Source organism: Shewanella psychrophila, from assembly GCF_002005305.1.
In the GTDB taxonomy this organism is placed as follows: Bacteria; Pseudomonadota; Gammaproteobacteria; order Enterobacterales; family Shewanellaceae; genus Shewanella; species Shewanella psychrophila.
The window spans coordinates 602,011-627,966 of sequence record NZ_CP014782.1; the positions used below are offsets into that span (position 1 = coordinate 602,011).

Annotated in this window: 20 protein-coding genes; 12 read left to right on the plus strand and 8 right to left on the minus strand. The window is 44.6% G+C overall.

Features of this window, described 5'->3' with window-relative positions:
- Nucleotides 1–122 precede the first annotated feature (122 nt).
- Nucleotides 123–875: a Nif3-like dinuclear metal center hexameric protein gene (locus tag sps_RS02800; RefSeq protein WP_077751081.1), complete on the plus strand. Its 753-nt coding sequence runs from the start codon at nucleotides 123–125 to the stop codon at nucleotides 873–875.
- 59 nt (nucleotides 876–934) lie between these two features.
- On the opposite strand, the gene sps_RS02805 is transcribed toward sps_RS02800, so the two are convergent.
- Nucleotides 935–2,113 carry a serine hydrolase domain-containing protein gene (locus sps_RS02805; protein WP_077751082.1) on the minus strand — a complete coding sequence of 393 codons (1,179 nt, stop codon included), beginning with the start codon at nucleotides 2,111–2,113 and terminating at the stop codon, nucleotides 935–937.
- A 298-nt stretch (nucleotides 2,114–2,411) separates the two neighbouring features.
- Between sps_RS02805 and sps_RS02810 the strand changes: the two genes are divergently transcribed.
- The gene (locus tag sps_RS02810; RefSeq protein WP_077751083.1) at nucleotides 2,412–3,053 is read left to right on the plus strand and encodes a Type 1 glutamine amidotransferase-like domain-containing protein; all 642 of its coding nucleotides are present in this window, start codon (nucleotides 2,412–2,414) and stop codon (nucleotides 3,051–3,053) included.
- An 83-nt stretch (nucleotides 3,054–3,136) separates the two neighbouring features.
- Here the strand turns inward: sps_RS02810 and sps_RS02815 are convergent, their stop codons facing one another.
- From sps_RS02815 to pdsR, 3 genes are all read right to left on the minus strand, one after another.
- Complete coding sequence (locus sps_RS02815; RefSeq protein ID WP_077751084.1) at nucleotides 3,137–4,315, minus strand: cystathionine beta-lyase; 1,179 nt, start codon at nucleotides 4,313–4,315, stop codon at nucleotides 3,137–3,139.
- Nucleotides 4,316–4,467: 152 nt separating this feature from the next.
- Nucleotides 4,468–6,693, minus strand: a complete 2,226-nt coding sequence (gene pdsS, locus sps_RS02820; protein WP_077755523.1) for a proteobacterial dedicated sortase system histidine kinase — start codon at nucleotides 6,691–6,693, stop codon at nucleotides 4,468–4,470.
- Nucleotides 6,694–6,917: 224 nt separating this feature from the next.
- Nucleotides 6,918–7,610, minus strand: coding sequence for a proteobacterial dedicated sortase system response regulator (pdsR, locus tag sps_RS02825; protein WP_077751085.1), 693 nt, complete (start codon nucleotides 7,608–7,610; stop codon nucleotides 6,918–6,920).
- 291 nt (nucleotides 7,611–7,901) lie between these two features.
- Between pdsR and pdsO the strand changes: the two genes are divergently transcribed.
- Genes pdsO through sps_RS02840 form a run of 3 tightly spaced genes read left to right on the plus strand, consistent with a single transcriptional unit; the run spans nucleotide 7,902 to nucleotide 11,519 of the window.
- Nucleotides 7,902–8,639, plus strand: a complete 738-nt coding sequence (gene pdsO / locus sps_RS02830) for a sortase-associated OmpA-like protein PdsO (protein WP_169915663.1) — start codon at nucleotides 7,902–7,904, stop codon at nucleotides 8,637–8,639.
- A 28-nt stretch (nucleotides 8,640–8,667) separates the two neighbouring features.
- Complete coding sequence (locus sps_RS02835; protein ID WP_077751086.1) at nucleotides 8,668–10,929, plus strand: marine proteobacterial sortase target protein; 2,262 nt, start codon at nucleotides 8,668–8,670, stop codon at nucleotides 10,927–10,929.
- The gene (locus sps_RS02840) at nucleotides 10,926–11,519 is read left to right on the plus strand and encodes a class GN sortase (protein ID WP_077751087.1); all 594 of its coding nucleotides are present in this window, start codon (nucleotides 10,926–10,928) and stop codon (nucleotides 11,517–11,519) included. Before sps_RS02835 ends, sps_RS02840 begins: the two co-directional genes overlap by 4 nt.
- Nucleotides 11,520–11,530: 11 nt before the next feature.
- Here sps_RS02840 and sps_RS02845 read toward each other — a convergent pair whose 3' ends face one another.
- From sps_RS02845 to sps_RS02860, 4 genes are all read right to left on the minus strand, one after another.
- Complete coding sequence (locus sps_RS02845; protein ID WP_077751088.1) at nucleotides 11,531–12,556, minus strand: GGDEF domain-containing protein; 1,026 nt, start codon at nucleotides 12,554–12,556, stop codon at nucleotides 11,531–11,533.
- A gap of 163 nt (nucleotides 12,557–12,719) precedes the next feature.
- Nucleotides 12,720–15,347, minus strand: coding sequence for an MlaD family protein (locus sps_RS02850; protein WP_077751089.1), 2,628 nt, complete (start codon nucleotides 15,345–15,347; stop codon nucleotides 12,720–12,722).
- The gene (locus tag sps_RS02855; RefSeq protein WP_077751090.1) at nucleotides 15,334–15,975 is read right to left on the minus strand and encodes a paraquat-inducible protein A; all 642 of its coding nucleotides are present in this window, start codon (nucleotides 15,973–15,975) and stop codon (nucleotides 15,334–15,336) included. The genes sps_RS02850 and sps_RS02855 overlap by 14 nt, the downstream gene beginning before the upstream one ends.
- On the minus strand, nucleotides 15,968–16,606 hold the full coding sequence (locus tag sps_RS02860) for a paraquat-inducible protein A (RefSeq protein WP_169915664.1): 639 nt from the start codon (nucleotides 16,604–16,606) through the stop codon (nucleotides 15,968–15,970). Before sps_RS02860 ends, sps_RS02855 begins: the two co-directional genes overlap by 8 nt.
- A gap of 214 nt (nucleotides 16,607–16,820) precedes the next feature.
- Here sps_RS02860 and sps_RS02865 point away from each other — a divergent pair, with 214 nt between their 5' ends.
- The 7 genes from sps_RS02865 to sps_RS02895 all read left to right on the plus strand — a co-directional run bounded on the left by sps_RS02865 (nucleotide 16,821) and on the right by sps_RS02895 (nucleotide 25,956).
- Complete coding sequence (locus tag sps_RS02865) at nucleotides 16,821–17,126, plus strand: YebG family protein (protein WP_077751091.1); 306 nt, start codon at nucleotides 16,821–16,823, stop codon at nucleotides 17,124–17,126.
- Nucleotides 17,127–17,143: 17 nt separating this feature from the next.
- Complete coding sequence (locus sps_RS02870; protein ID WP_077751092.1) at nucleotides 17,144–17,602, plus strand: GAF domain-containing protein; 459 nt, start codon at nucleotides 17,144–17,146, stop codon at nucleotides 17,600–17,602.
- Nucleotides 17,603–17,879: 277 nt separating this feature from the next.
- The gene (gene proQ / locus sps_RS02875; RefSeq protein ID WP_077751093.1) at nucleotides 17,880–18,512 is read left to right on the plus strand and encodes an RNA chaperone ProQ; all 633 of its coding nucleotides are present in this window, start codon (nucleotides 17,880–17,882) and stop codon (nucleotides 18,510–18,512) included.
- A gap of 25 nt (nucleotides 18,513–18,537) precedes the next feature.
- Nucleotides 18,538–20,622 carry a carboxy terminal-processing peptidase gene (prc, locus tag sps_RS02880; RefSeq protein WP_077751103.1) on the plus strand — a complete coding sequence of 695 codons (2,085 nt, stop codon included), beginning with the start codon at nucleotides 18,538–18,540 and terminating at the stop codon, nucleotides 20,620–20,622.
- A gap of 100 nt (nucleotides 20,623–20,722) precedes the next feature.
- A complete protein-coding gene (gene pepN, locus sps_RS02885) occupies nucleotides 20,723–23,287 on the plus strand; it encodes an aminopeptidase N (protein ID WP_077751105.1) in 2,565 nt (854 codons plus the stop codon).
- A 79-nt stretch (nucleotides 23,288–23,366) separates the two neighbouring features.
- Nucleotides 23,367–23,582, plus strand: a complete 216-nt coding sequence (locus sps_RS02890; protein WP_077751107.1) for a DUF2835 domain-containing protein — start codon at nucleotides 23,367–23,369, stop codon at nucleotides 23,580–23,582.
- A gap of 325 nt (nucleotides 23,583–23,907) precedes the next feature.
- Nucleotides 23,908–25,956 carry a DUF1302 domain-containing protein gene (locus sps_RS02895; RefSeq protein ID WP_077751109.1) on the plus strand — a complete coding sequence of 683 codons (2,049 nt, stop codon included), beginning with the start codon at nucleotides 23,908–23,910 and terminating at the stop codon, nucleotides 25,954–25,956.

A 25,956-nucleotide genomic window follows, 5' to 3' on the forward strand; every position in this document is an offset into this window, starting at 1 on the left:
GGAGTTAATTAAAGGTACTGGAAATGTCGTCTAGGTGTTTTTTTGAAGTGTGAGTGGGTTAAACCTGTGCCGGGTTTAGTTGATGGGTTACACTTAAACAGCATTTTTATAAGGACGACCCGATGACACGTAACGAATTAACTGAATATCTCTCAGAGTTTTTGCAAGTAGGTAAGTTTAAAGATTATGCGCCTAACGGTCTGCAAGTTGAGGGGCGAACGGAGATAAAGAAAATTGTTACAGGGGTTACGGCCTGCCAGGCTTTAATCGATAAGGCCATCGCACTCAATGCAGATGCGCTGCTAGTGCACCACGGATTCTTCTGGAAAGGAGAGAGAGAAGTGATAACTGGCATGAAGCAGAGGCGTATAAAAGCACTGCTGACCCATGACATTAATCTTTTTGGTTACCATCTTCCCCTAGATGCACACCCCATGCTAGGCAATAATGCCGAGCTGGGACGAAAGTTAGAGATATCTAACGCCGAGTCAGTCGAAGGGATTGCTCAGGGGCTCATTTGGCAAGGACGTCTAGATACGCCGCTTCCTGCAGGTGTTTTTGCTAAATTTATTAGTGATGTGCTTAACAGAGAGGCACTGCATATTGGCGATACAACTGCTGAAATACAGAGTATTGCCTGGTGTACTGGCGGGGCTCAGGATTATATTGACGATGCGGCGAGCTTAGGCGTCGATGCTTTTATCAGTGGTGAAGTGTCGGAGCGTACCTTTCACAGTGCCCTCGAGTTAGGCATACATTACTTTGCGGCGGGTCATCATGCGACGGAAAGATATGGTATCCAGGCCTTAGGTGAGCACTTGGCCCGTGAGTTTGATATCGAACACGAGTTCGTAGACATCGACAATCCTGTTTAGGTTAATCTATCTCGGGTTAAAGAACGAAGCAGTCGCAGATGGACTGCTTCTTATGCCAACTAATCGGCGTGAATACTTGTCTTTTGCTTCAAGGCAATTTGAGCTTTTTGCTGAATTACGCTATGCCAGAAACTTGCCCCTAACTTAGCGATGACTCTCGACTCGCCATTGAGTAACATGGCCATGCCAACTTTAAGCCGAGGAGAATAGGCTACTTCGGCGACATAACCTGCCACCCAGCCTGCATGATATATTAATTTTTCTCCTTCGAAATCATACACACGCCAACCTTTGCCGTAATGAGCATCATGAAGGTAAGCTTTCCATTCCCGGCGGCGTAACTCTTTGCTCGTGCGCACTCCTGGAGTTTGAATATCCGACAACAAACTTAGGGATAGTACATCTGGGTTATTTCCTAGGTTTGCGATTAACCATTTTGAAAGGTCGGTAATACTCGCATTCACGCCTGCAGCAGGCTCAACCTGATAGTAGTTAGGCTTTACCTTGACCTTTTTGAAACCCGAACGAGTTTTGATATGTGGACTGGCCCGATTGTCTGTCGCCATAAAGTTATCTATACCAATGGAGGCGGTATTCATATGTAGGGGCTCAAAGATACGCTTTTCTACCAAATTAGCGTAACTGTCGCCGGTTTGCTGCTCGATCACTGGCTGAATAAAAGAAAATGCAATATTCTGGTAGCTATAACAAGTGCCTGGTGAGCACATGGGGGTTAACTTTTTGAACTTTGGAATGATCTTCTCGAGTTTACCGTTGGCATTGAGAATATTGTCATAACTGTTCGGCATCAGACCAGTGCTTTGTCCTATGAGGTGGCCGAGCTTAACTTGCTGACTGGCTTGTGGGTTGGCGAGGTGAAATTCGGGCATATATTTTCGTAGTGGCTCATTCCATTCAAACTTATGTTCATGAACCAACATGGTCGCTAAGGTGCCTGCGAAGGTTTTTGATACTGAGGCGAGTCTGAATACTGTGTCTGAATTAACATTGAGACTACCGCCTTTCTTTCGCTTGCCATAGGTGCTCATTTTTATAATTTTATCATTGTCGATAATAACGAAGGCACCGCCCGGTACCTTGTTTTTCTTTAATTGAGCATGAAACTGCGATTTAAAGCTATCACTGATAGCCTGATAGTCAGACTGGGCAAAGCTTGTGGCAGAGAAAATTAAGCTGGCAAGGGGAAGAGTAAGTAAAGAGAAAGACCAGTTGGACATGACGAAGAAATCCCAAAATAAAATCTAAAGAAACAATAGGCGAGATAATCGATCATGTTAGCAATAAATGAGGCTAACAAAAAACAGTCAATTGACATTAGTGGGTATTAATGAATCTTTTGCGTGAAAAACAAACGTTATAGCAATAATTAATCCACTGAAATCAGTATTAATCAGCTGAGGGTTGAGCAAACCTGTTATAGAATAATCAGTGTTATGACAAGAATAACGAGATTGGCTTGTGACTTTGTAGCTATGTGATTATTCTGGTGTATTCCTTAGATGATAAGTCCTCGATATGAAGTTGGCATTGGTTAGTGATCCGAATACCGAAAAGGGTCTTGCAGGGATAAAATATGTGCTGGATGCAATGGGATCAAGCTCGAAGCGCATAGGTTATATCGCCTCACAGCCTGACTCAGCCAGAGATTACTATTTACCTACTCAGCAAATGTACAGCAAGCTAGGTGATAGACTCGATTGCTACTTAGAGTTGGAAGAGGGCTTCAATGAAGCCAGCTTAAAACAGTTACTAGATTGTGATGCGATTCACTTATCCGGAGGTGATACCTATCGTTTTCTCAAGTGGCTTAAATATCGGGATTTACTCCCTGTCCTTCATCAGTATGTAACTCATGGTGGCGCACTTATTGGCATCAGTGCTGGGGCGATGATCATGACGCCCTCAATCGATACTGCGATTTTGTGTGGTGATAAAAACCTGGTGGGCTTACGGGATCTGTCAGGCTTATCTCTGGTGCCTTTTCATTTCGTTCCTCATGTATCATTAGTTGAAAAAACTTCGAATATGGCAAGAGAATTAGCGGCAATCTCTGCTGATTTGTTACAAGTCTATTTTTGTGGTGATAACTCCAGCCTAGTCATTCTCGATGAAGATATCGTCGAGCTAGGTGAGCCATTCCCTTGGGTAATAAACTAGTTCAAGTTGACATAAAAAACCGCCAAAATAGCGGTTTTGTATGGAGGAATGATATGCTGTAGAGCATATTAAATTTCGATGTGTTAGCGGGTTAGTTCAGCGTTAAACCGTTCAAAACCAGCTTCGAGATCTGCGATTAAATCATCCGCATTTTCCAGACCGATATGTAGCCGAATAAGAGGTTTACTACTATCCCAGCTGGTGACAGTTCTGATTTTGTCGATACCGAATACGCCTAAGATAAGACTCTCGAATCCACCCCATGAGAAGCCCATCTTGAAGTGATCCATGTTCTCTACAAAAGCGGTAACTGATTTGAGATTTCCCTCTTTTAATACGAAAGAGAACAGGCCGTTGGAGCCACTGAAATCACGTTTAAAAAACTCATGACCGGGACAAGTCTCGAAAGCCGGGTGTCTTAAGTGATCCACTTCCGGGCGAGTCGCTAACCAGTTTGCCACTTTTAAGGCATTCTGTTCATGCTGTTGCATACGAACACCAAGGGTTCTCAACCCTCGGCTGGCGAGATAGACATCATCTGGGGAGGTGCATTGCCCCATAAGGTAGCTATTCTCCCTAAGTTGCTCCCAGTGGGTATCAATCGATGTTGCTGTGCCTAACATTACATCTGAGTGGCCAACAATATATTTAGTCGCCGCTTGAATGGAAATATCCACGCCCATATCGAAAGGGCGTGAATTTATCGGTGAGGCCCAGGTGTTATCCAACATAACAATGAGGCCGTGCTGATGTGCTATTGCGCTCAGGGTTGGAACATCCTGAATTTCCATGGTGACTGAGCCTGGCGATTCTAAGAATAAGACTTTTGTATTGGGTTTGATAAGCTCGGCGATACCTTCGCCTATCATGGGATCATAATACGTCGTCTCTATGCCAAAACCTGCGAGCAACTTGTTGCACAGATCCCGGGTTGGCTCATAGGCACTGTCGACCATCAACAAGTGATCGCCGCTTTTTAAAAATGATAATAGGGCACCGCTGATAGCAGCTGAGCCAGATGGATACAGCGCTGTACCGCTGCCACCCTCGAGTTCGGCGATAGCCGCCTGAAAAGCAAAGTGGGTAGGGCCACCACGTCTGCCATAAAACATCTCACCATTAGCACGGTTTTTTGTGGCAAAACGCATCTCTTCCATAGTATCGAAGACCATAGTCGATGCTCGAAATACGGGGGGATTGATCACGCCCTTGGTCCATTTTTTGTCACGTCCAACACTGATGATCTGGGTTTCTTTTTTCATAGGGCATACTTCCTGGAGCGAATAGGAGAAATAATGGCTTTTAGCCATCTTAACATCTAAATGGCTAAATAGGAGCGTGAGTGCCGTATACTCTTATCTGGTTTCTAAATCACTTAAGTAAATTAACTAAAATTCAGTTGGTTATGATAGTTTTAGTCTTTTATATAAGGTAGTGAAACCAAAATTTCGACCCCTGATTTATCTCGAACGGCACTTTCGCTGCCTTTTTTGTTCGGAGCTTGTAGATCCCTTGCCTTGATGGAACCGCGGTGGAAGTCAGTGATAAGCCGGGCGATATAGAGACCGAGACCTAAATGAGGCTTGTCTTGGGCCTTTTGTTGTCGAACAGAGACCATAGACTCGAAAATTTGCTCTGCCATTTTTTCAGGTAATAGGGGGCCAAAGTTCGAAATAGTTAGCTCGGCGTGTCTGTGTTTGGCCGTTAGGGTGACAGTAATGGGCGTATTGTCGGTGCTGAACTCTAACGCGTTGGCAATCAGTTTATCCATGAGTTGAGCGATATACTCGGGCACACCACTCATGGTTAAAGGCTCCTGTGTGACAGAAACCAGAAACTCTTTGTTAGGGTAGGTGAGCTGATAGCCTTGCATACATCCTGAAATGACCTTGGAGAGAGGAAATATGTCAACTTCGGCTTGAGATAAACTCTCTTCTAGGCGTGTGGCTTCGCTCATGTTATTGAGGATCATATTGAGTCTACTAACGCCTTCTTCCGCCCGATCGACGTATTTTCGGGTGTCAGGATCTAACTGTTGCAGGCTTAGGTGCTCAAGTGATGACCGCACCACGGCCACAGGGGTTCTCAGCTCATGGGATAAGCGTGAAGACATATTCTCAAGGTAGTGAGTGTATTGACCCAAGCGACCGACAATGCTGGCAAAACTTCTTGAAAGATCGCCAATTTCATCTCTGACTTCAGAGCCCTGTATTGTTTTTCTGATCCGTCCTTGGCTGTCTATTGCTTCTTCGGCTTCGTCCCTGAGCTTTCTTATCCTGCTGGATATGCTGGAAGCGAAAAAGAATAGGGCTAAGGTGCCCATGCTCATGATGGTCAGAATGACGTTAAACAATTTCTCCAGGGCCTTGTTACGCAGGGTACGGATACCATGCGTGGTTTCCTCGGCTATCACTACACCCATGACCTTATCATCAATCCAGATAGGGCTGGCCGCAGCCAGGATGACGGCTTTATTATCCGGTGTTAGACGCCAGGTGGACCCTTGCCGACCAGCTAATGCATTCTTGATATGGCTACCTTTGAGCACTGTAGAGTCCTGCAGGGAGTCGATAAAGTCTTTAGGAGGTGTGGTTAAGATTTTATAATAGAAACGGTGGAGGTAGTCCCGCTTAAAGTGACCCCAGAACGAATCATCGGGCGTATCTTGCACTGTGCGGGTCCAGACACTACTACTTGTACGAATGTCACCTGATTTGGCTAATACGCGTCCATGTTTATCGACCACCCAAATACGGGAACTGTTATGACTCATTCCTTTGATGATGCTTTCAATTTCCGGAGATGGAACCAGTACTGTGCCTAAGCTTTCCACATCATCGATAGCCGATGTACCGACAATCGCATCTAGAATGCGCGTCTTCTTATCGTTTACATCATAGATAGCAAACCCCAGCTTACTGCCGACCATATCCAGTGGCATGCGTATTTCGACATTGTAACCTACTCGGGTTTTAACCCACTTTCCCTGAATTTTAAGCTCCGGGGTAACAGGCATTCTTTTTTTGGGGTCTTCAGGCAGTTCATAGGAACTCACCCAACCATCTTCTTGGGTGGCGATGATGTAGCGTTTGAATTTTCCATCGGGTGCCAATGTGGCAATGGCTAGGTGATCATTGACATCGATCTTGAGGCTGTTGGTGCCACGATAGATCACACTGGGATCTGTTACTTCAAAGAAGGCGTAGAGGAACCCAGCGTATTTGCCCACCATATGATTAAAACTAACGTTTAACGGTGCGTCGGCTAAACGTTTAAAGATTTGATGGTCTTCGCCATAATTGATACTTCTGTGGCGATAGGAGGCCCAGTCATGTAGCCTGCCGTCGAGTTGAATCGCTCCGGCTAAAGGATAAGCGTAGAGGTCGCGCCCTTGCTCTACCTGTGTAAGAAAGCTGGCTTGTATGTCAAAGAGGCTAGGGCGTTCATGTAGCGCCGTAGCGAGAGCCTGTGTGGTACCCTCGAGTGTTTTCTCCTGGCCGTATCTCAGGTATTTTTCCATCTCCCATACATATTGATAGCCTAACCAGGGCAGACAAAGCAGGAACAGAGATAAAATGGCGACTTTCGATCTTAGGCCTATCGGAGGATGAAATTTCGATAGTTTGTACTTCAGGTTCATAAAGTGTTCGGTCAGCTTCTTGCTTATTGTAGAGAAGCTAGCCGGGGTTACCTTGATGATTTTAGCCTTTAGCCAGGCCCAATGCTTGCGCATCCTATTCTTAGTCTCGCTAACGATGAGGAAAGCATACATAGAGGCTTTAGCTCTGATGTCCAGGAGGCGATATAACAAATGAGATACTCTTTATTTAAACATTTTTACTGGCTTTGAACTCTCAGTCTAGCTTAGCGCTGAGGGTCCCAACGATATCCCATTCCATAAACGGTATCGATGCAGTCGAAATTTGAGTCGAGGATGAGGAACTTCTTTCTGATCCTTTTGACATGGGACGTGATGGTGCTGTCATCCACAAAAATCTTAGCTTCCTGCATCAATTCCTGTCTGTTTCTAACATGCCCTGGACGTTTTGCCAGTGCGTGCACCATCCAGAACTCGGTAACCGTGAGTTCAATATGAGTCTTGTTCCAATACACTTGCATGCGATTGATATCGATAACCAGTTTATCTCGCTCTAGTAAGTTTTCATTGGCTATCTCTTTGCCTTGAAGTTCGGAACGACGAAACAGGGCTGCCAGTCTGGCAATTAAGTGGGGGAAGCTGACATCTTTACTCAAGTAATCATCGGCGCCCAATCTGAGGCCACATACGGTATCAAAATCGCTGTCTCTCGCGGTTAAAAAAATGATTGGTAGGTTACTCGACATGGCTCTGAGGGACTGACAAAGGGTAAACCCGCCGTCGATTTCATCTTCGAGTCCGATATCAATGATTGCCAGGTCTGGGAGACGAGTCAAGAAGGCCTGCATCGCCATCGGACGATTGGCATAGGCTTGAACACTGTAGCCTTGCTGTTGTAATACTTCTTTATAGTTTTCGCGAATGGCGACTTCATCTTCAACGATGGCGATGCGTTTCATGATCTTTAACCTTTCAATATTGATTATCGTGATTGTGCTTATCGATAATCGCTCGGCAGCTTACTCTACTACCGGTTAACCTTAATTGAGTGTGACTATACAGTAAAACCACAAGGTAAAAAGCTAACTTAAGCGATTGCCTTTTTGTTGCCACAATTGATAGTCGCAATGCCATTTTTTCTCCCCGTCAAAGTCATCTCTATTCGTTTAAATGTTCATATCGAATTGAAGCGAAGTTACACCTCCGCTCAGAACAGACATATAACGTTAATGACAGTAGGGAAGAATAAGATGAAGAAACAATTGATTGCCGCATTAGTGATGAGTTCATTAACATTTTCCAATATGAGTTATGCGTCGGATACTGAAAATCAAAGAGAACACCATGAAGAGCTAATCGGCGTGGGATCAGGGATCGTCCTAGGTGCCGTCGTCGGCGGCCCCATTGGCGCTATCATCGGCGCGTTTACCGGAGGCATTATAGGGAAATCGGTTGGCGATGATACTGAGATTGAATCTCAACAGGTAAAATTAAGCGAGCAAGCAACCACCATTAACCAACTCAGTGAAGATAACCAGTCTCTGGCACTCATCTCTAATCAGTATGAATCGGTACAAGGTGAATTGGCCGAACTTAAGCTGGTAAGGCAGCAAAAATTGACTGAGATGGAACTTGGCTTAAACATTCAATTTAAGACTGGCTCCTCTCAGTTAGAAACACACTTCCAGCCTCAATTGGATGAATTAGCGAGTGTGTTGGGAATGTCTAATGATCTCAAGTTAGATCTGACCGGATATGCCGATCGTCGTGGGGAGTCGACCTACAATCAGGCTCTGTCAGAGCAGAGGGTCGCCGAGGTGAAGAGCTATCTGGTAAGTCAGGGGGTGAGTGAACAAAGATTAACGGCTAGTGCTTACGGTGCCAGTGCTCCGATTACTTCTGAGCAGAGTTTCGAAAATGACTTCTTCGATCGTAGGGTAACGATTAAGTTTGTATCACAAGACACGGCCATTGCTGCCAACCATTAATCGGTTTTCATAATAAAGGAATATAAAGATGAGAACTGGTTTGTGTCTACATCATCATTTAAATGTACAAGCCCCTCTTAGGAGGGGGCTGAGCTCTGCTATTTCCGGGATAGTCATATTGATGGCATCTTGGGTTAATACGGCACAAGCCGTGGATGCCGTGGAGATAACCCAGGGAAGTTTTGTGTATCATAAGCAAGGAGAAAATGAGCCTCAGGTGGCGATGCCGCTGAACACAGATGTTCAGATGAAGATCTCCGGATGGGTCAATCGAGTCACAGTCACCCAGACATTCAGAAATGATAGTGACTATTGGTTAAATGGTAGCTATCTATTTCCCTTGCCAAATGAGGCTGCGGTAGATCATATGCGCTTGATCGTTGGCCAAAAGGTCATAGAGGGCCAAGTTAGGGAAAGGGAAGAGGCTAAGAAACAGTTCGAACAAGCCAAGGATGCAGGTCAAAGAGCCAGTTTGGTGGAGCAATCCAGACCAAATATCTTTACTACCTCCGTCGCTAACTTGGGGCCAGCTGAAACCTTAGTGGTTGAGATAAGTTACCAAGAGTTAGTTAAGTATGAAAAAGGTGAATTTAGCCTCAGGTTTCCTATGTTAGTTAATCCCAGATATGAGTCTGAACTTAGATCTGAGAAAGATAAATCCCCCCCCTCAACTGAGAGATTACTGGCGCAGTTTGTTGACTCAAGTTATGGCTATGGGGAAGGCAGAGGTACTGGTGCAAAGGTGAGGATAGACATAGATCTCGATGCGGGTACAGAGCTGAGTGAGATAACCAGTGTTTACCATGATATAGAAAAGCATCCAGTTACTAATACTCAATATCGACTCAAACTCGTGGGCGATACACCAGCCAACAGAGATTTTGTACTGAAATGGTCGCCGGTTTCGGGTAGCGAACCCGTTGCGGCCATCTATGCCCAGCATGGCCAAACCCATAGGGAAACAGACGCTTCACAAGAGAGCAGCGATTATGCCTTATTGATGCTGATCCCGCCGGAAACGGGTAAGAGTAATGGCGTTATTGCCAGAGAACTGATACTCGTTATCGATACTTCTGGCTCTATGTCCGGTGAGGCAATTGAACAAGCCAAAAAGGCGATGGGTTATGCACTAGCTGGGTTAGGTGTACGTGACAGCTTCAATATCATAGAGTTTAATTCAAATGTACATTCGTTATCACCACAATCTCTTCCCGCCACGGCAAAAAATATCGGTAGGGCTAATCAGTTTATACGCACCTTAAGGGCCGATGGCGGCACAGAGATGGGGCTTGCACTGACTCGTGCGCTGGGTAGCGAGGTTAAATCGGCTTATCTTCAGGAAGAAGAACACTCTGATTCAGATAGTGCTAGGTTGAAACAAGTCTTGTTTATGACAGATGGGGCCGTGGCGAATGAGAAAGACTTGTTCAACCTTATTGAGGAGAATATTGGTCATTCGAGATTATTCACAATAGGAATAGGCTCGGCACCTAACTCACATTTTATGGAGAGAGCGGCTGAGAAAGGTAGAGGGAGCTTCACTTATATTGGCAATCTCGATGAGGTGCAGCAGAAAATAGAATCGCTACTGTATAAGATAGAGCATCCACAAGTAACGGATATTGAACTGCACTATGGCGATGGCACTATTCCCGATCATTGGCCAATTAGTGTTCCAGATCTGTATGCCAATGAACCTCTGTTAGTCGCGATAAAGATGCGCCCTAAGATTTACCAAGCTTCGGCCTCTGAGTTAATCGTTTCGGGCATGATTGGCGAGCAATATTGGCATAGCCGTTTGTCTCTTAATGAGCGTAAATCCGCTGCAGGTTTAGATCTTGTCTGGGCCAGAAAGCTGATAGCCGCATTGGAGATGAGTGAAGATGGGGTTAACCAGACTAGAGTCAAAAAACAGGTGACAGCGTTAGCGCTTAAATATCATCTGGTGAGTCAGCATACCAGCTTAGTGGCAGTTGAGGTCTCTCCTGCAAAGCCTTCGTCCGTGGTGTCAAATAATGCCAGTGTGGTGCAGTCAACGCCATTTGGCTGGCAGGCCCCTGTGGGCTATTTGCCTCAGACCGGAGGTGAGAGTCGTTTGCTTATCATGATGGGCATGATCTTGCTGGGCTTAGGCTTAGCGTATTTGGCAAGTTTTAGCCTAGATAAGGGAGCAGGGCTAAGGGTACTGCATAGCTTAGCTGTGCAGAGAAGGCGACAAGAAGTGTCAATTCAGGCAAAAGGAGAGTATGGCGACAATGTACATGGACCATCAAAAGGCTTGGAGATATGAGTGGGTTACGGGTGGGGCGTATAGCACTCTGCAGTAGTGTGATATTGACCGGATTATTACTATTGGGAGGAGGTTCATATATGCAAGCTAAGGCGTACTTCGCACAATATCTTATTCAGCAAGCCTGGCGACAAACCTTAGAGGATAAGCAACCCCACAAACCATGGAGCTGGGCAGATACTTACCCTGTGGCTAAACTGACCTTGATGACGGAAGATGATTTAGGCAATGAAGACAGAACTTTTTATGTATTGTCAGGTGCATCAGGCAGAAATTTAGCCTTCGGGCCTACTATGGTTCAAGGTAGAGGCCTGCAGACCGAGGGGGGGAACAGAATCATAGCGGGTCATAATGATACCCATTTTTCTGTGTTGAACGGGATTAAAGCTGGACGGGTGTTAAAATTTCAAGACGCGGACAAGCATACGAGTTTATACCGGGTATCTTCGACTCAAATTGTGCACGAATCTGACACCCGTGCGCTTATGCCAAGTTACTATGACCAATTAACGTTAATTACTTGCTATCCATTTAATGCATTACAAACAGGCAGTCCTTACAGACTCATAGTGAGGGCTCTGCCGGTGTAGTAAGGTATTATTTAGCTGGATATGGGCATTACCCTGTTCCGGCCCAGGCGCTTGGCCTCATAGAGAAGTTTGTCCGCTTTTTCTATGAGCTCAGTACCCTCGAGATTTGTATTCCATTGTGCGACGCCGAATGATGCGGTGATCTTATTGATAAGAATGTCTTTTCTTCTGTCTTTAAGGGATACTTTTTCCAGCCCTCGCCGCATGGCTTCGGCCAGATGACGAGAGGAACTAAGTTGGCTTTTAGGTATGATGACGGCAAACTCTTCGCCACCATATCGATAGAGTTTTGCGCCATCTCTGCAGGCTTCTTTTAATCGCTTTGCGACCGCTTTAAGTACTTGATCGCCGAGCTGATGACCATAATTGTCATTAAATGCCTTGAAATGGTCAATATCTATGAGGATTAGGCACAAGCCGTCAGGTGATTGACTCAGGGAGCCACTAAGATCGTTATCGAATGCACGGCGATTGAAGATACCGGTCAGTGCATCGTAGAGTACGATTTGTTCGGATTTAGCTAGTTGGTGCTTTAATGCATCTATCTCTTGCTGGGCTTTAGTAAGTTGACCGGTGAAAAACTGCGTGCTCGAACGTATGTCATCGGACTCTTTAACTAAACTTCTGACGATACCGAGTACCTTCTCTAAGCTGACGCCTTCTGACTCTATTCGATTTAATTTCTCGAAATTACTGTCGATACGACGCTGAAATTGAGTGGCATCTAAATTAGTATCTTTGAGAGAGTGAGATAGTTCAGTCGCCATCGCCTCGAGGGTTTGCCGCATGTCTAGGACATCGACTTCGACGGGGTCTGATACGTATTCGCGATACAGTATCTCGGCATTTACTGGAGGGCAGGTATCATGCTGCTCTATAACCGTGTCGAGTCGTTTATTTAATTCCGGACTTTGCTCTGATACATAGGTATACCAGAGCGCATAATTGGTTGGCGTGGTAGGAATTTGGTGCTTTAACATCAAAGGAACGGCTTTTTTCAAATTTCTGGCCGCTATTTTCATGATTTCTTTGGACATAACTCTCCCTAGACTAATACCAATCTAAGTTCTCTAGACTAACTACCAATTCAAATAAGTATAAGCACTGTGGTGGGTAAATGAGAGCATAGTTAAATAAGCGTAATAAAGAAGGAGCCAGAAGGGTGAATGTTTTCCTTTTCTGGCTCCTTATTAAGTGACTTTAGTGCTGATTCTTTTGGACTGGAGCCCAGTTTAACCATTTAGGTTCGAGTTTTTCATGTAAGGTAAAACTTGCACCGGGTGCCAGTTGATTGTTAGCCACGGTTTGTTGCTCTGTTACCACACCTACACCACCTGCCAATATGGTTTCTAATGATCCTGTCTCTATCTTAGCCCCTGAAAATAGCCCAACATCGACTTTTACACCGGAAAGATCCCAGAATTGACTCGTTTGATTGACCAAGTGGCGATATTGCCCATCTATATGGGCGAACATCTGCACTGAATTCCCTGTATCGGCGAGCTGATAAGCATCAATCGCACCAATTTTTATGCCTCTAAAAATAATGGGGGTTCCGGCTTTGATTGAGCCAAGGTTACTGTCCTCAAGAGTAAATTGTAACCAGTCCTCTTTGGCCTGAATCACTGGGGACACATGACCAATAAACTGCGTTCGGCTATGAGCACTGATTCCAGGTTTTACGCCGATATAGGGGCCGGTCAATAAGGTTTCAGGAGCCTCAATACCCGCGAGGGATATTTGAGCCTCAACAAGGAAATACTCGGCATCTTCTTGAGTAAAATGCTGGGCATAATTTCCATACAAATAGGCATCGACACTGACGCTTATTAGATCTTTATTTAAGGTGACGCGTTCGACAGAGCCTACTTTATGGCCTAAGTAACGTATAGGCGCCTTGGCTGCTAACTTAACGTCAGCCGGGAAGGTGAGGCTAATGGGTTTTGCCTGAGCGAGAGCAAGAGATTTAGACTCATATAGATGAGTTTGAGAGCCTATATCATCATCGTCGAGCAAACCTAAGGTGATACTGCCTTTTAATGCTCCTTGTATGGGAGCGATATCAATTTCGATGCCTGAAAGGGCTGCATTTACAGTGACGGCACTGTTTCGCCAAAAAACGCTATTAGCTTTGACTAATGGTTTGAATTGGTCTCGAATACTGATGTTAATATCGAAGTTCTCATTAGCCGAGTGCCAGTCAACTCCGTCGACCTGACCAATTTGCATCTTTTGATAGTAGACAGGTGAGCCAGGCGAAAGGCCTGCCCCATCCGAGCTCGTCAGAGATAATGTAAATTGATTGAGCTTGTCAAAATAATCATCAGCCGCATCTGTTGAGTGAAACAAAGCCAGTTGTGCATGATTTTTTGCCACTACCTTACTGGAGCCCTGTATCAGGCTGATAGCGCCTTTAGTCAAGGTGGATAAATCTCGAGTTTCTACCGATATGCCATCGAGGGAAGCTTGGATAGATAGAGCTGATTCGGGGATGAAGTAACTATTGCTATTGACCAGCTCTGTATACTCAGGCCAGATTTCGATCTGGTATTCTACGCCGGTTAATGCTTGATTAAGGTTGACTGCATTGACTTTGCCGATGGCTAATTGCTTATAGCGAACTTCAGCTCCTATCCCAATCCCCGGATTATTATCCGCGGCCAAATTTAGCGATAATTTTGACTTTGCATCATGGTCAGGTGCCATATCCAATAACGAATATTGCGGCTTAGGCTCACCAGTTCCTGGTGAAAAATTAATGACACTACCTGTGAGCAATCGCGCCGCATGCTTGATACCAGACAAAGATATATCGGCGCCTTCAAGCCAGAAATGGGACGTACCTGAGAGTAACTGAGCATATTCTTTATCAATTTTTGCCGTGAACTCAACTCCTGTATCTGTTAATTGAGTGTCTGTGATACGGCCAATATCTATGCCTCTGAACACGATGGATGTACCAGTCGATACTGCATCTGATTGAGTGGCAGTCAGAGAGAACTCAATGCCGCCTTGGGCTAACTCTTGACTGTCATAGACACGGTAACTGTGTCCATTTTCGGCTCTTTGAGTGTCATCCGAAGAACTGAAACTGAGACCTCCTGCAAGGATGGATGATAGACTTTCAGATTTTATCTCTATACCTGAGAGTGAGGCGTCGATATGGAGTCCGGACACGTTCCAGAATTGAGAGTCGGTTTTTACCAGATGAGCATATTGTTTCTTTATAAAGGCAGAAAGTAAGATTTGTCTCGAGCCTTCTAGGTGATAACTAATTATTTTTCCGACGGGGATTTGCCGATAAAATATCTGTGAACCCACATCCAGAGACCCTAAGGTATCGGCTGTTAATTCAATGACCAAACCATCACTTCCCGGTAACATAGCGGGGGCATCAGTCTCAGCTTCGAAGAAGGATTGTGACTGACCACCACCGGGTTGAATAGCGATATAATTTCCCGAGAAAAGGGCATCTAAACCTTCTACTCCTGTGATTGAAGCTTTAGGCGTGACTAACCAGAATTTGGTTTGCTCATTTAAAAAGGGATCTGCTCGATAATCCATTTTAAGATCGACATTGACGCCTTGAAGGTCGTCATCAATGCTGATATCGGCCACTTTACCAACCGTTAGGCCCTGATACCGCACTAAAGTTTTACCCACATCAATACCAGTCGCGCTGGGGAAGTGGATACGTACTTCGATACCGGCTTCTCTTATACTTTTTATGCCTAACCAGGAGCCTAGGGCTATAGCCACAAGGGGCAAAAGCCAGATAGGCGAAAAAAGCTTCTTCTTAACTACTTTCGGTGTTTCAATTTGCGTCATCTTTCGATTCCAATCGATCCCAGAGTAAACGAGTATCAAGTACCTTAGCGGCGACTTGTGTCAGTAAAATCACTAAAGCAAATGCGGTTGCGGCAGGTCCAGGCTTAGCATCTAGTAACTGCCCCATATTGACCACCGCAGCGGTAATAGATATGACAAAAAGGTCAAGCATTGACCATCGTCCTATCCATTCAATAACATGAAAACCGACCATCAACCTTTTCTTGGAGATGGGCAGACGAAAACTGATGGCTAGCAGATAAATAGTCAGCCCACAGATTTTTAGAATAGGAACTAAGATACTGGCTGTAAATAATATTATCGCAATAGGGAGAATGTCCAGATCGATAAGGTGGGTAATGCCGGTAAAAATAGTATCGTGGCGTGTCTGCCCCTGACTGGTAAAGATGGTGATCGGATAAATATTTGCAGGGATCAATAAAATTGCGGCAGTGATCAGCAAGGCCCAGCTTTTTTGTAGGCTGGAATAATCTCGAAGCGCGAGCGCAGAGCCACAGCGTGAGCAATGGGTTTCCTTATGTGACATCAACTTTTGGCATGAAGGACAGAGTGTAAGGTTTAAATCTTTACCTTGTTTTCTCTGTGGCAGCTCAGAGGGGCTAGTCATCTATTAGACTCCACATATGATCCAGATGATATTCGCGCTGTAAAAACAGAGTCACAAGAAACAACATGGCAAAACAGAAAGTCCCCATTCCCAGATAGATATCGGTATAGTCCGTGAGTTGGAAAACGGAAACAAAAATACTGATCATATAAATTTCTAACATGGTGAGTTGTGAGAGTAGGCCGTGACATTTCAACAGGCGTTTCAAGATATCTCGAAAGAAAGGCACATCTAGTCGGTACTTGATGATCAAAATTTGCGAAAGCACAGATAAAAGCAGTAATCCAGGTGCGATGACCGCCGAAGTGAGTACGGCAATTGCGACGACCCAATACCCTTGATTTGCTACAGCCATGGCACCTTCGAGGGTGGTTGTGGTTCTGATGCTGCCAAGAAAATGTAACTCGAGAACAGGGAGTAAATTTGCCGGGATGAAAAAAATGATCGCGGTTAGGCAAAGGGCTAACATGCCGTTTAAGGAGCAATAAGGTGCATCATAGATGGCTGTATGACATCGAGGGCATAAGGCGCGAACAGACGAAGGTAAGGCTCGCTTCCGAATTACGAGATCGCAAGAGCGACACAGGGTCACACTGGTATCTGCACATCGATGTTCCGTAAGTAATTTCAATCTCTCTGACACACCCGTTATCGTTAACACTTAACTTGAAGATACTTGTTAACTCACTTGAACTTCTTGTAATGGAGTCATGTTTACTGGCGAATACCCTGATAGATATCACACTACAATCAGACAGATAATATCAGGTTTTCAGGAATACTTGCATAAGAAGTTACATTTATGAGACCCTACAACTGTATATATAAACAGTGAGAGGGATGTTATGGCGGTTGTAACTAAATTTGTAGTGGTCCGAGAGGGGGTTGAGAAAATGACATTCACATCTAAAAAGGAGGCTGATGCCTACGATAAGATGCTTGATATCGCCGATAATCTAACCCCCTTCTTAGCTGAGTCAGAATTAGACATAGATGAAGTAACCTGTGAGAAGTTGAGTTTTTATCTTGCTCAACACAAGGACCTATTGCTCAGTTTACTTAAAGGTGTTGTCCCTCAGCAAACAGAGACGACAGAAATCAAGAAAAAGACTAAGAAAGCCGACCCTAAAAATGTCGATACAAAAAAATAAAGTGTTAGGAAGTTTGTATGAAAACTGAATTTTATCAAACACTGAACCGTCAAGCCCAAGCCCTTCTCCAGGGGGAAGACGACTTAGTGGCAGCGATGGCCAACTTTTCCGCCTTACTCAATGACTCATTAGAAGAGCTAAATTGGGTGGGGTTTTACCTGCTAAAAGGTGATCAACTTGTGTTAGGCCCATTTCAGGGGCGGGTTGCCTGTACGCGTATCCCTCTGGGAAAGGGAGTCTGTGGTTCGGCAGCATTAGAACAGAAGACGTATAGAGTGGCCGATGTTCATCAATTTTCAGGACACATTGCTTGTGATGCAGCGAGTAATTCAGAAATCGTTATCCCAGTTATCAAGGACAACCGAATTATCGGTGTGCTAGATATAGACAGCCCTAAGCTCGCTCGATTCGATGAAATCGATGAAATAGGACTAGAAAACTTAGTCTCTAGCTTCGAAAATGCGTTATTTGGCTAAACTATAAGCAATTTTGGGTAATTCGTGTTCGCAATCGTCAAACTCGGGTTTATAATAGGCGGTTCGAATACTAAGGACGTCGAGGATATTCCTAGGTGGGAATGAATGCTTGGCGTTTGTTAATTGTAATTGCTAAAGTATGTCTGCCGTGTTTGCGCTGCGTTTCGATAATTCTGTTTAGGATTTTCTGATTGAGCCCGCGAAAGACAAATATAAACGACACTGAATAGTCCATTTTATGTCTAGTCAGTGCCCCTTTTAAACTGTGGAAGTAATAATGGAATCAACAGACAAGTTGACCGACACCAACGCAATTCTTGCGTATTTATATGAAACATTTCCTTTGTGCTTTATTGCCGAAGGTGAAACTAAACCATTAAAGATTGGATTGTTTCAGGAGTTGGCTGAAAGGTTAGCTGATGATTCTAAAGTCAGTAAAACTCAATTGAGAATTGCTTTGAGACGCTATACTAGTAGCTGGCGTTATCTGAAGGGCGTAAAAGTTGGTGTTCAGCGAATTGATCTTGATGGAAATGAGTGCGGTGAGTTAGAGCAAGAGCATATCGATCACGCACAATTGACACTTAAAGAGAGTCAGGAAAAGGCGAAAGCGAAACGCGTTGCGAAAGCTGCAGCGGCAAGGAAGGAAGGGCAAGCTGCTAAGCAAGCCAAGAAACCTGCACCTAAGCGTGTTAAGCCAGCGGCTAAAAAGCCAGCAAAAGAGCCAGCGCCTGTTGTTAATTTGACGCCAGCAGTGTTAAATGAGCTAAAACAAAATCAGCGTGTTAGTGTCAAACTAGGTAAGTCACCAGTTTCAGGTGTTATCATTGACATTAAGAAAAAAGATGTTCAAGTCCAATTGGACTCAGGCCTAACCATAAAAGTTAGTGTCGATCACATCATGCTATAAATTCTAGTAAAGGAGTAACTTGTTGATGCGAAAAATTACCCTGGCTGTCTCAATCGCCAGTATATTTGTTGGATTTTCGGCTTGGGCGTTAACCCCAACAATTCCATTCAGCGAGTTACCCGCTTTAACGCAGGAGCCGCAACACAAAGTTGCGAGCAAGCGCGTTACTGGCCTTTTCACTCGTTCCCACTATCACAGATTTGACTTAGATGATGCTTTTTCCGAGCAGGTATTTAAACGATATCTAAAACAGCTCGATTACCGACGTAATGTGCTGCTTCAGAGTGATCTGGATAGCTTTAAAGTATATTCGAAGCAGTTCGATGACATGCTGAAAAGTGGTGATTTAACTCCTGCTTACAAAATGTTCGAACTAGTTCAAAAAAGACGCTACGACCGTTTTGCCTACGCACTCACCTTGTTAGACAAAGAGATAGATTTTTCGCTCCCTAATGATAAGTACCAATATGATCGCGAAGATGCGGCTTGGCCTAAAGATGAAGCGGAAGTGGATGAGCTTTGGCGTCAACGAGTCAAATACGATGCATTAAATCTTAAGTTGACTGGTAAGACATGGGACGAGATCGTTCCTGTGCTTGAAAAACGCTACAACAACGCGATAAAGCGATTGAGCCAGACTAAGAGTGAAGATGTATTCCAAGGTGTGATGAATGCCTTCTCTCGTACCGTCGAGCCACACACTAGTTACCTCTCACCACGCAATGCCGAACGTTTCCAGATGGAGATGAATCTGAGCCTTGAGGGGATCGGTGCCGTACTTCAGATGGATGATGACTATACGGTGATCAAGAGCCTTGTGGCTGGTGGCCCGGCTGCGACCAGCGCAAAATTATCTCCAGAAGATAAAATCATTGGCGTAGGTCAAGAGGGTAAAGACGTTGTCGATGTTATTGGTTGGCGATTAGACGATGTGGTCGAACTGATAAAGGGCCCTAAAGGCAGTAAAGTTGTACTGCAAATTTTACCTAAGAAGGGTGGCTCTTCGGCGAAATCTTTTGAAGTTGTCATCATCAGAGATAAGATTCGTCTCGAAGACAGAGCGGCAACATCTGAAGTAATCGAACCTGATAATGGCCTTTACGCCAATCGTAAAGTTGGTGTCATTCAGATCCCCGGTTTCTATATGGACTTATCTAAAGATGTGTCTAAAGAGCTGGTTAAACTCAAGGAAGCCCAAGTCGAAGGCATCATTATCGACCTACGTGGTAATGGCGGTGGAGCATTAACCGAAGCTACATTGTTGACTGGTTTGTTTATCGAGCAAGGCCCAGTCGTTCAAATAAGAGATGCTAACGGTAAGGTTTCACAGAATCGTGATAATGATGGCCGCACTAGCTATAGCGGTCCATTGACAGTGATGGTAGACAGGTACAGCGCGTCGGCATCTGAAATTTTTGCTGCGGCATTGCAAGATTACGATCGTGCACTCATTGTCGGTGAATCTACTTTTGGTAAAGGTACTGTGCAGCAGCATAAGAGCCTAGGTCGTATCTATGACATGTACGAGAAACCTATCGGTCATGTGCAATATACGATTGCTAAGTTCTATCGTATCAATGGTGGCAGCACCCAGCTTAAAGGTGTTACACCCGACATCTCTTTCCCGAGCGCATTAGAGCCAGGTGAATATGGCGAGGCCGAAGAAGAGAATGCACTGCCTTGGGACAAGGTACCTGTGGCTCAATATGGTACGCTCGGGGACATCAATCCTAATCTGATCACTAGCTTAGATTCTAAACATCTAACGCGTATTAAAAGCGATGTAGAATTCGATTATATTAATCAAGATATCGCCGAGTTTAAGCTGCATCACAATGAAAAGACAGTGTCACTAGTTGAGAGTGAGCGTATTGCCGAGCGTGAAGGTAATGAAGAGAAACAACTTGTGAGGCTCAATGAACGTCGTGTTAAACAAGGTTTAGCAGTCGTCAAAACATTGGATGATGAAGATGAGGCCAATAGCGAGGACAGTGATACTAAATCTGATGAGGAAGAAGTTAACATTCCTGATGCCTTCCTCGATGAAACTGTCTATATCACCTTAGATCTTGTTGACATCGAAAGACTTGCTAAGAACGAATCACACTAGATTTGTATGATTTTTTGAAAAACGCGCTTCGGCGCGTTTTTTTATATTTATGATTCAGCTTATGGTGACATAAGCTTTGACAAGGATTTAAGGTCTGTTTATGACACAAGCACAAGCAAAATACCTAAAAGACTATGCCGCACCTAGATTCACCATCACCCACTTAGATTTAAGTTTTACCTTAGATGGAAAGCAAACTCAAGTGATTGCTAAGAGCTTGGTGGTTAGACGAGACAAACAAGCGACAAGTTTGTTACTCGATGGTGATGAGATGAAAATCTTATCGGTGAAAATAAATGGTGAAGACGTTAGCTATAAACAAGGGTTAACGAGCTTGAGTATAGATACACAGCTCGATGAGTTTGAACTCGAGATTGTGACTCAGCTTGATCCCGAGGCCAATTTAAGCCTAGAAGGCCTCTACATGTCAGATGGGGCTTATTGTACTCAGTGTGAGGCTGAAGGTTTCAGGCGAATCACTTACTTCCTCGACAGACCCGATGTTCTGGCCATCTATACGGTGCGCATAGAAGCCGATAAGGTCGCTTTCCCTTACCTTTTAAGTAATGGTAACCCTATTGAAAAGGGCGATCTCCATGGCGGTCGTCACTTTGCCAAGTGGCATGACCCATTTCCTAAACCTGCTTACTTGTTTGCCCTAGTTGCTGGAGATTTTGACCTCTTGGAAGATGAGTTCATTACCCGTAGCAATAAAGCTGTCAAGTTGCAGGTATTTGTCGATAAAGGGAATTTAAATAAGGCTCACCATGCTATTGCGTCACTGAAGAAGTCAATGGAATGGGACGAGTCTCGCTTCAATCTTGAGTATGATCTCGATATTTACATGATCGTCGCGGTAGATTTTTTTAATATGGGCGCCATGGAAAACAAGGGACTTAATGTTTTCAACACTAAGTATGTTTTAGCCGATACCAACTCAGCTACCGATGATGATTACCACGGTATTGAAGCTGTGGTAGGCCATGAGTACTTCCACAACTGGACTGGAAACAGAGTGACCTGTAGAGACTGGTTTCAATTGAGCCTTAAAGAAGGCTTAACGGTTTTTAGAGATCAAGAATTTAGTTCTGATCTGGGTTCGAGAGCGGTTAACCGTATTCATGCTATCAAGGTGATAAAGAATCAGCAATTTTCCGAAGACTCAGGCCCTATGGCCCATCCTATACGTCCTGAATCCGTTATCGAGATGAATAATTTTTATACGGTAACTGTGTATAACAAAGGTGCTGAAGTCATTCGGATGATGCATACCTTACTCGGGGAGCAGAAGTTTCAGGCCGGAATGCAACTGTACTTCAAGCGTCATGACGGTCAGGCGGTCACTTGCGATGATTTCGTTGCGGCAATGCAAGATGCTAGTGGCATAGATCTGGTTCAATTTAGGCTGTGGTACAGTCAATCGGGTACCCCTGTCGTGACTGTTGAAGAAGATTATGTCGAGGCCGATGGATGCTATCGTCTAACGATTAACCAGACTACACCTGAGTCGGTGGAGCAAAAAAACAAGCAAGCACTGCATATTCCCTTCGACTTGGAATTGTTATCCAGTCAGGGGGAGTCCATGTTGAGTGAAGTGCTAGATGTTAAACAGGCAAGCCAAGAGTTTATTTTCCACGGTATTACACAGAAACCGACTCCATCTTTGCTGCAAAACTTCTCGGCTCCAGTGAAATTAGTATTCGACTATTCCGTTGAACAACTGGTCCATTTAATGAGATTTGCCGACAGTGAGGTTGCTCGTTGGGAAGCGTCAGTGACGCTTGTCAGTCAGTCGATTTGGGAAAATGTCGCTAAGCTGCAACACAATCAAGCCATGCATGTGGATCCTAGAGTCGTCGATGCCTACAGAGGAGTAGTGCTTTCAGAAAGTTTAGATCTTGCCTTAGTCGCAGAAATTTTTACTTTTCCCAGTGTTTCCGCGCTCATTGAGCAGGTTGAAGTCGTCGATCTCGATGCCCTGGCCACAGCGCGTGACTACGTAGCAGAAGAGATAGCCAATGGGTGTGAAGATGAGTTAGTCACTCGCTACCGAGAACTAGCTGAATTCGATAATGCAGGTGCCCGATCGCTTAAGAATATTTGTTTATTACTGCTTCAAAAAGTTTCTGATGAATATCTGGGGTATGCTGAGAGTCAGTATCGTCAGGCGGATAATATGACTGACAGTTTAGGTGCACTCCAAGCACTGAATAGTGAAGCATCGTCTATAAGAACTGAGCTGATGTCTGACTATGAAGCTAAGTGGAAAACTACACCACTAGTGATGGATAAATGGCTGACGTTACATGCGACTTGTGGTGATGATAATTGCTTGGAAATTTTAGTCGCTTTAACTGGGCATGAGTCTTTTAGTTATTCAAATCCTAATAGGGTCAGATCTTTAGTCGGTGCTTTCGCCGCTGGTAACTTAACGCAGTTTCATCATATCGAAGGTAAAGGTTACGATTTCCTGACGGATGTGATCATCAAGCTTAATAAGGTGAACCCTCAAGTTGCTGCACGTATCATTACGCCTTTAATCCAATTTAAGAAGTTTGATTTAGCCAGACAGGCTAAAATGAAAGCGTCCTTGGAGCGCATATTAGGCCTACCTGATTTGTCCAAAGATCTCTATGAGAAAGTATCTAAGGCTCTTGCCCTCTAAGTCTGATTAATCTTTATCATACCAGCCCCTAGCAGCTTAGGCTTCTGGGGGCCTATATCTCATTTCATGTAGTTGCCCTATGATCTTTTATTTTTCACTCAATGTCACTTATCACGATTTCCAGCAATTCTACCGGGGTGAGGTGAATAAGGTCGAAGTCCATGACCGTAATGGCAGAACCTTGTGGATCCATGGTAGACATTTTCGCCGTTTCTTAACACGCTCAGGTATTGTGGGTCAGTTTAAGATGGAGATAAACGCTCAAGGTGAGCTTGTGTCACTTTGTAAACTCTAAACCATTATAGAGTAATTACTTCAAACGAACGATTTATTACTTCTTCGCTTCTCACTCTCTCTATCTGTAGTTAATTAACTGTATTTACAGTTAATTAACTTAGCTTATCTGCATTTAAAATCCCATCTAGATTCGATTTTAAATCAAGTGTTTGAAATCTTACTTTAAAACCAGCTAACGTCTTTAATTCTTTAGAAGATTTTCTTAAATTCCGCCTTGCTCATCGCATGTAATTGCTGTAACAATGGTGTTACCTGCACGCTAACAAGATGTTGGTTGCCATTCCTAATAACAAGAATTCAGCAGGTTACGGAGAAGCGCTAAAATGAAAAAGGTTAACAACGGCTTTACGAAGTCGACACTTGCTTTAGGGATCGTAGCGGCACTGAGCATGGGGATCTCATCCAGTGTCAATGCTGTATCTTTTAATTGGGGAGAAGTTGAAGGTACGTTCGATTCTACATGGTCAGCGGGTGCAAGCTGGCGTGTAGAAGGACGTGATTGGGACAACCACATAGGTAAGGTCAATCATCCACAGTTTGATTGGTCTAACTATTCCGCATTTGGTAATACCAAGTACACCTCAGATCAAATTTGGGCACAACCAGGCTCTTATTCCAGTAATGGTGATTTAAGTAATCTGCTCTATTCCCAGGGTGATACTACGGCGGTCGTGTTTAAGGGATTACATGAGCTTTCTCTTAAGTATAAGAATTTTGGTGTGTTTGCTCGTGGTATGTATTTCTACGATCAAAAAGCCAATGACGGCAGCTATGGTTTTAGTGATCCATTAACGGGAAATGAATACGATCCTTGTGCCGATTCCAAATCCTCAGAGGTGCAATGTAAAGACATTCGTTTGCTTGATGCCTTCGTTTACGGTGATTTCGATTTTAATGACGGTGCCAATCCCTTGTCTGTCCGAGTTGGTCAGCAGGTGGTTTCTTGGGGTGAAAGTACACTGATCCCCCATGGTATCGGTGTGATCAATGCGGTGGATCTGAATATCCTCAATGCGCCGGGCGCCGAGCTCAAGGAAGCCTATAGACCTCAAGGTATGGTTTGGGCATCCTTTGGAGTCACCAATGAACTTTCGGTGGAAGCCTTCTATCAGTACGACTGGGAGCCCGTTTGGGTTCCAACGCCAGGTTCGTATTTTTCCACTAACGATTTTGCTGGTTATGGTGGTTATAGCCAGAATGCTCAGTTAGGTTTTCAGGCCAATCCTGATATGAACATGGATTTTCTTGAGGCTGAATACAATAAACTGGTAGCCATGATAGGGTCTGGTCAATATGACGCTGCAACTTTGGGGGCATTAGCCTTGGAATATCCAACCAAAGCGACCTTAGTTGAAGATCAAGCCAGTGCCAGTGATTCGGGGCAATACGGTGTAAAGCTAGGTTATTACTCCCCTGAGCTGGGTGAGACAGAGTTCGGCTTGTATTACATGAACTATCACAGCCGTCGTCCGTTAATTAGCGGTACTACGGCTAACTTTACGGCTGACGCCGTTGGTCGTGATTTAGCCGTATTAGGCGGAATTGCCGCGGCTGGCGGCTCTGTTGACAGAGAAACCTTACTGGGTCTAGAGACCTTCTCTAAGGCGCAAATTGAGTATCCAGAAGACATTCAGCTCTATGGTTTTAGCTTTAACACGCTTATAGGTGATACATCGGTGGCGGGTGAGATTGCCCATCGCCAAGATGAGCCACTGCAAATTGATGATGTAGAGTTATTATTTGCAGCGATGCCACAGCAGCTGGCTAATGCAGGCCTTAGACCCGAGTTCGATGGGATTTCACAAATTGATAATGTTGCCCCTGGTCAATATGCTGAGGGTTTCATACGTTTAGACACCACTCAGGCCCAAGCGACTTTTACTCATCTGTTTGGTCCGACGCTAGGCACCAGTAATCTGGTAATGTTAGCAGAGGTCGGCGGCGTCTGGATCCATGACATGCCTAGTTTTGATGAGCTAAGGCTCAACGGTCCAGGTACGGCTCGTTCGGGCGGAAATCCTGATATGCCGGGTATTATCGAAGCCGTCCATAACGGCCCAGAGACTAATCCGTTCCCGACGGATTTCGCTTGGGGTTATCGTCTGGTTGCCAAAGCGGATTACAACAACTTGTTTGCAGGGGTAAACATGTCGCCGCGGATCATTTTCTCACATGATGTTGAGGGGATTACTCCCGATCCTATGTTCTTGTTCACCGAGGGCAAGAAATCTGTGTCTGTTGGCGTGAACTTCGATTACCAGAGTCGTTGGGGAGCCGATTTTTCCTATAATAGCTTCTTCGGTGGCGTAGGCACGACAAACCAGATGTCTGACCGTGATTACGTGTCATTTAACATCAAATATTCAATCTAG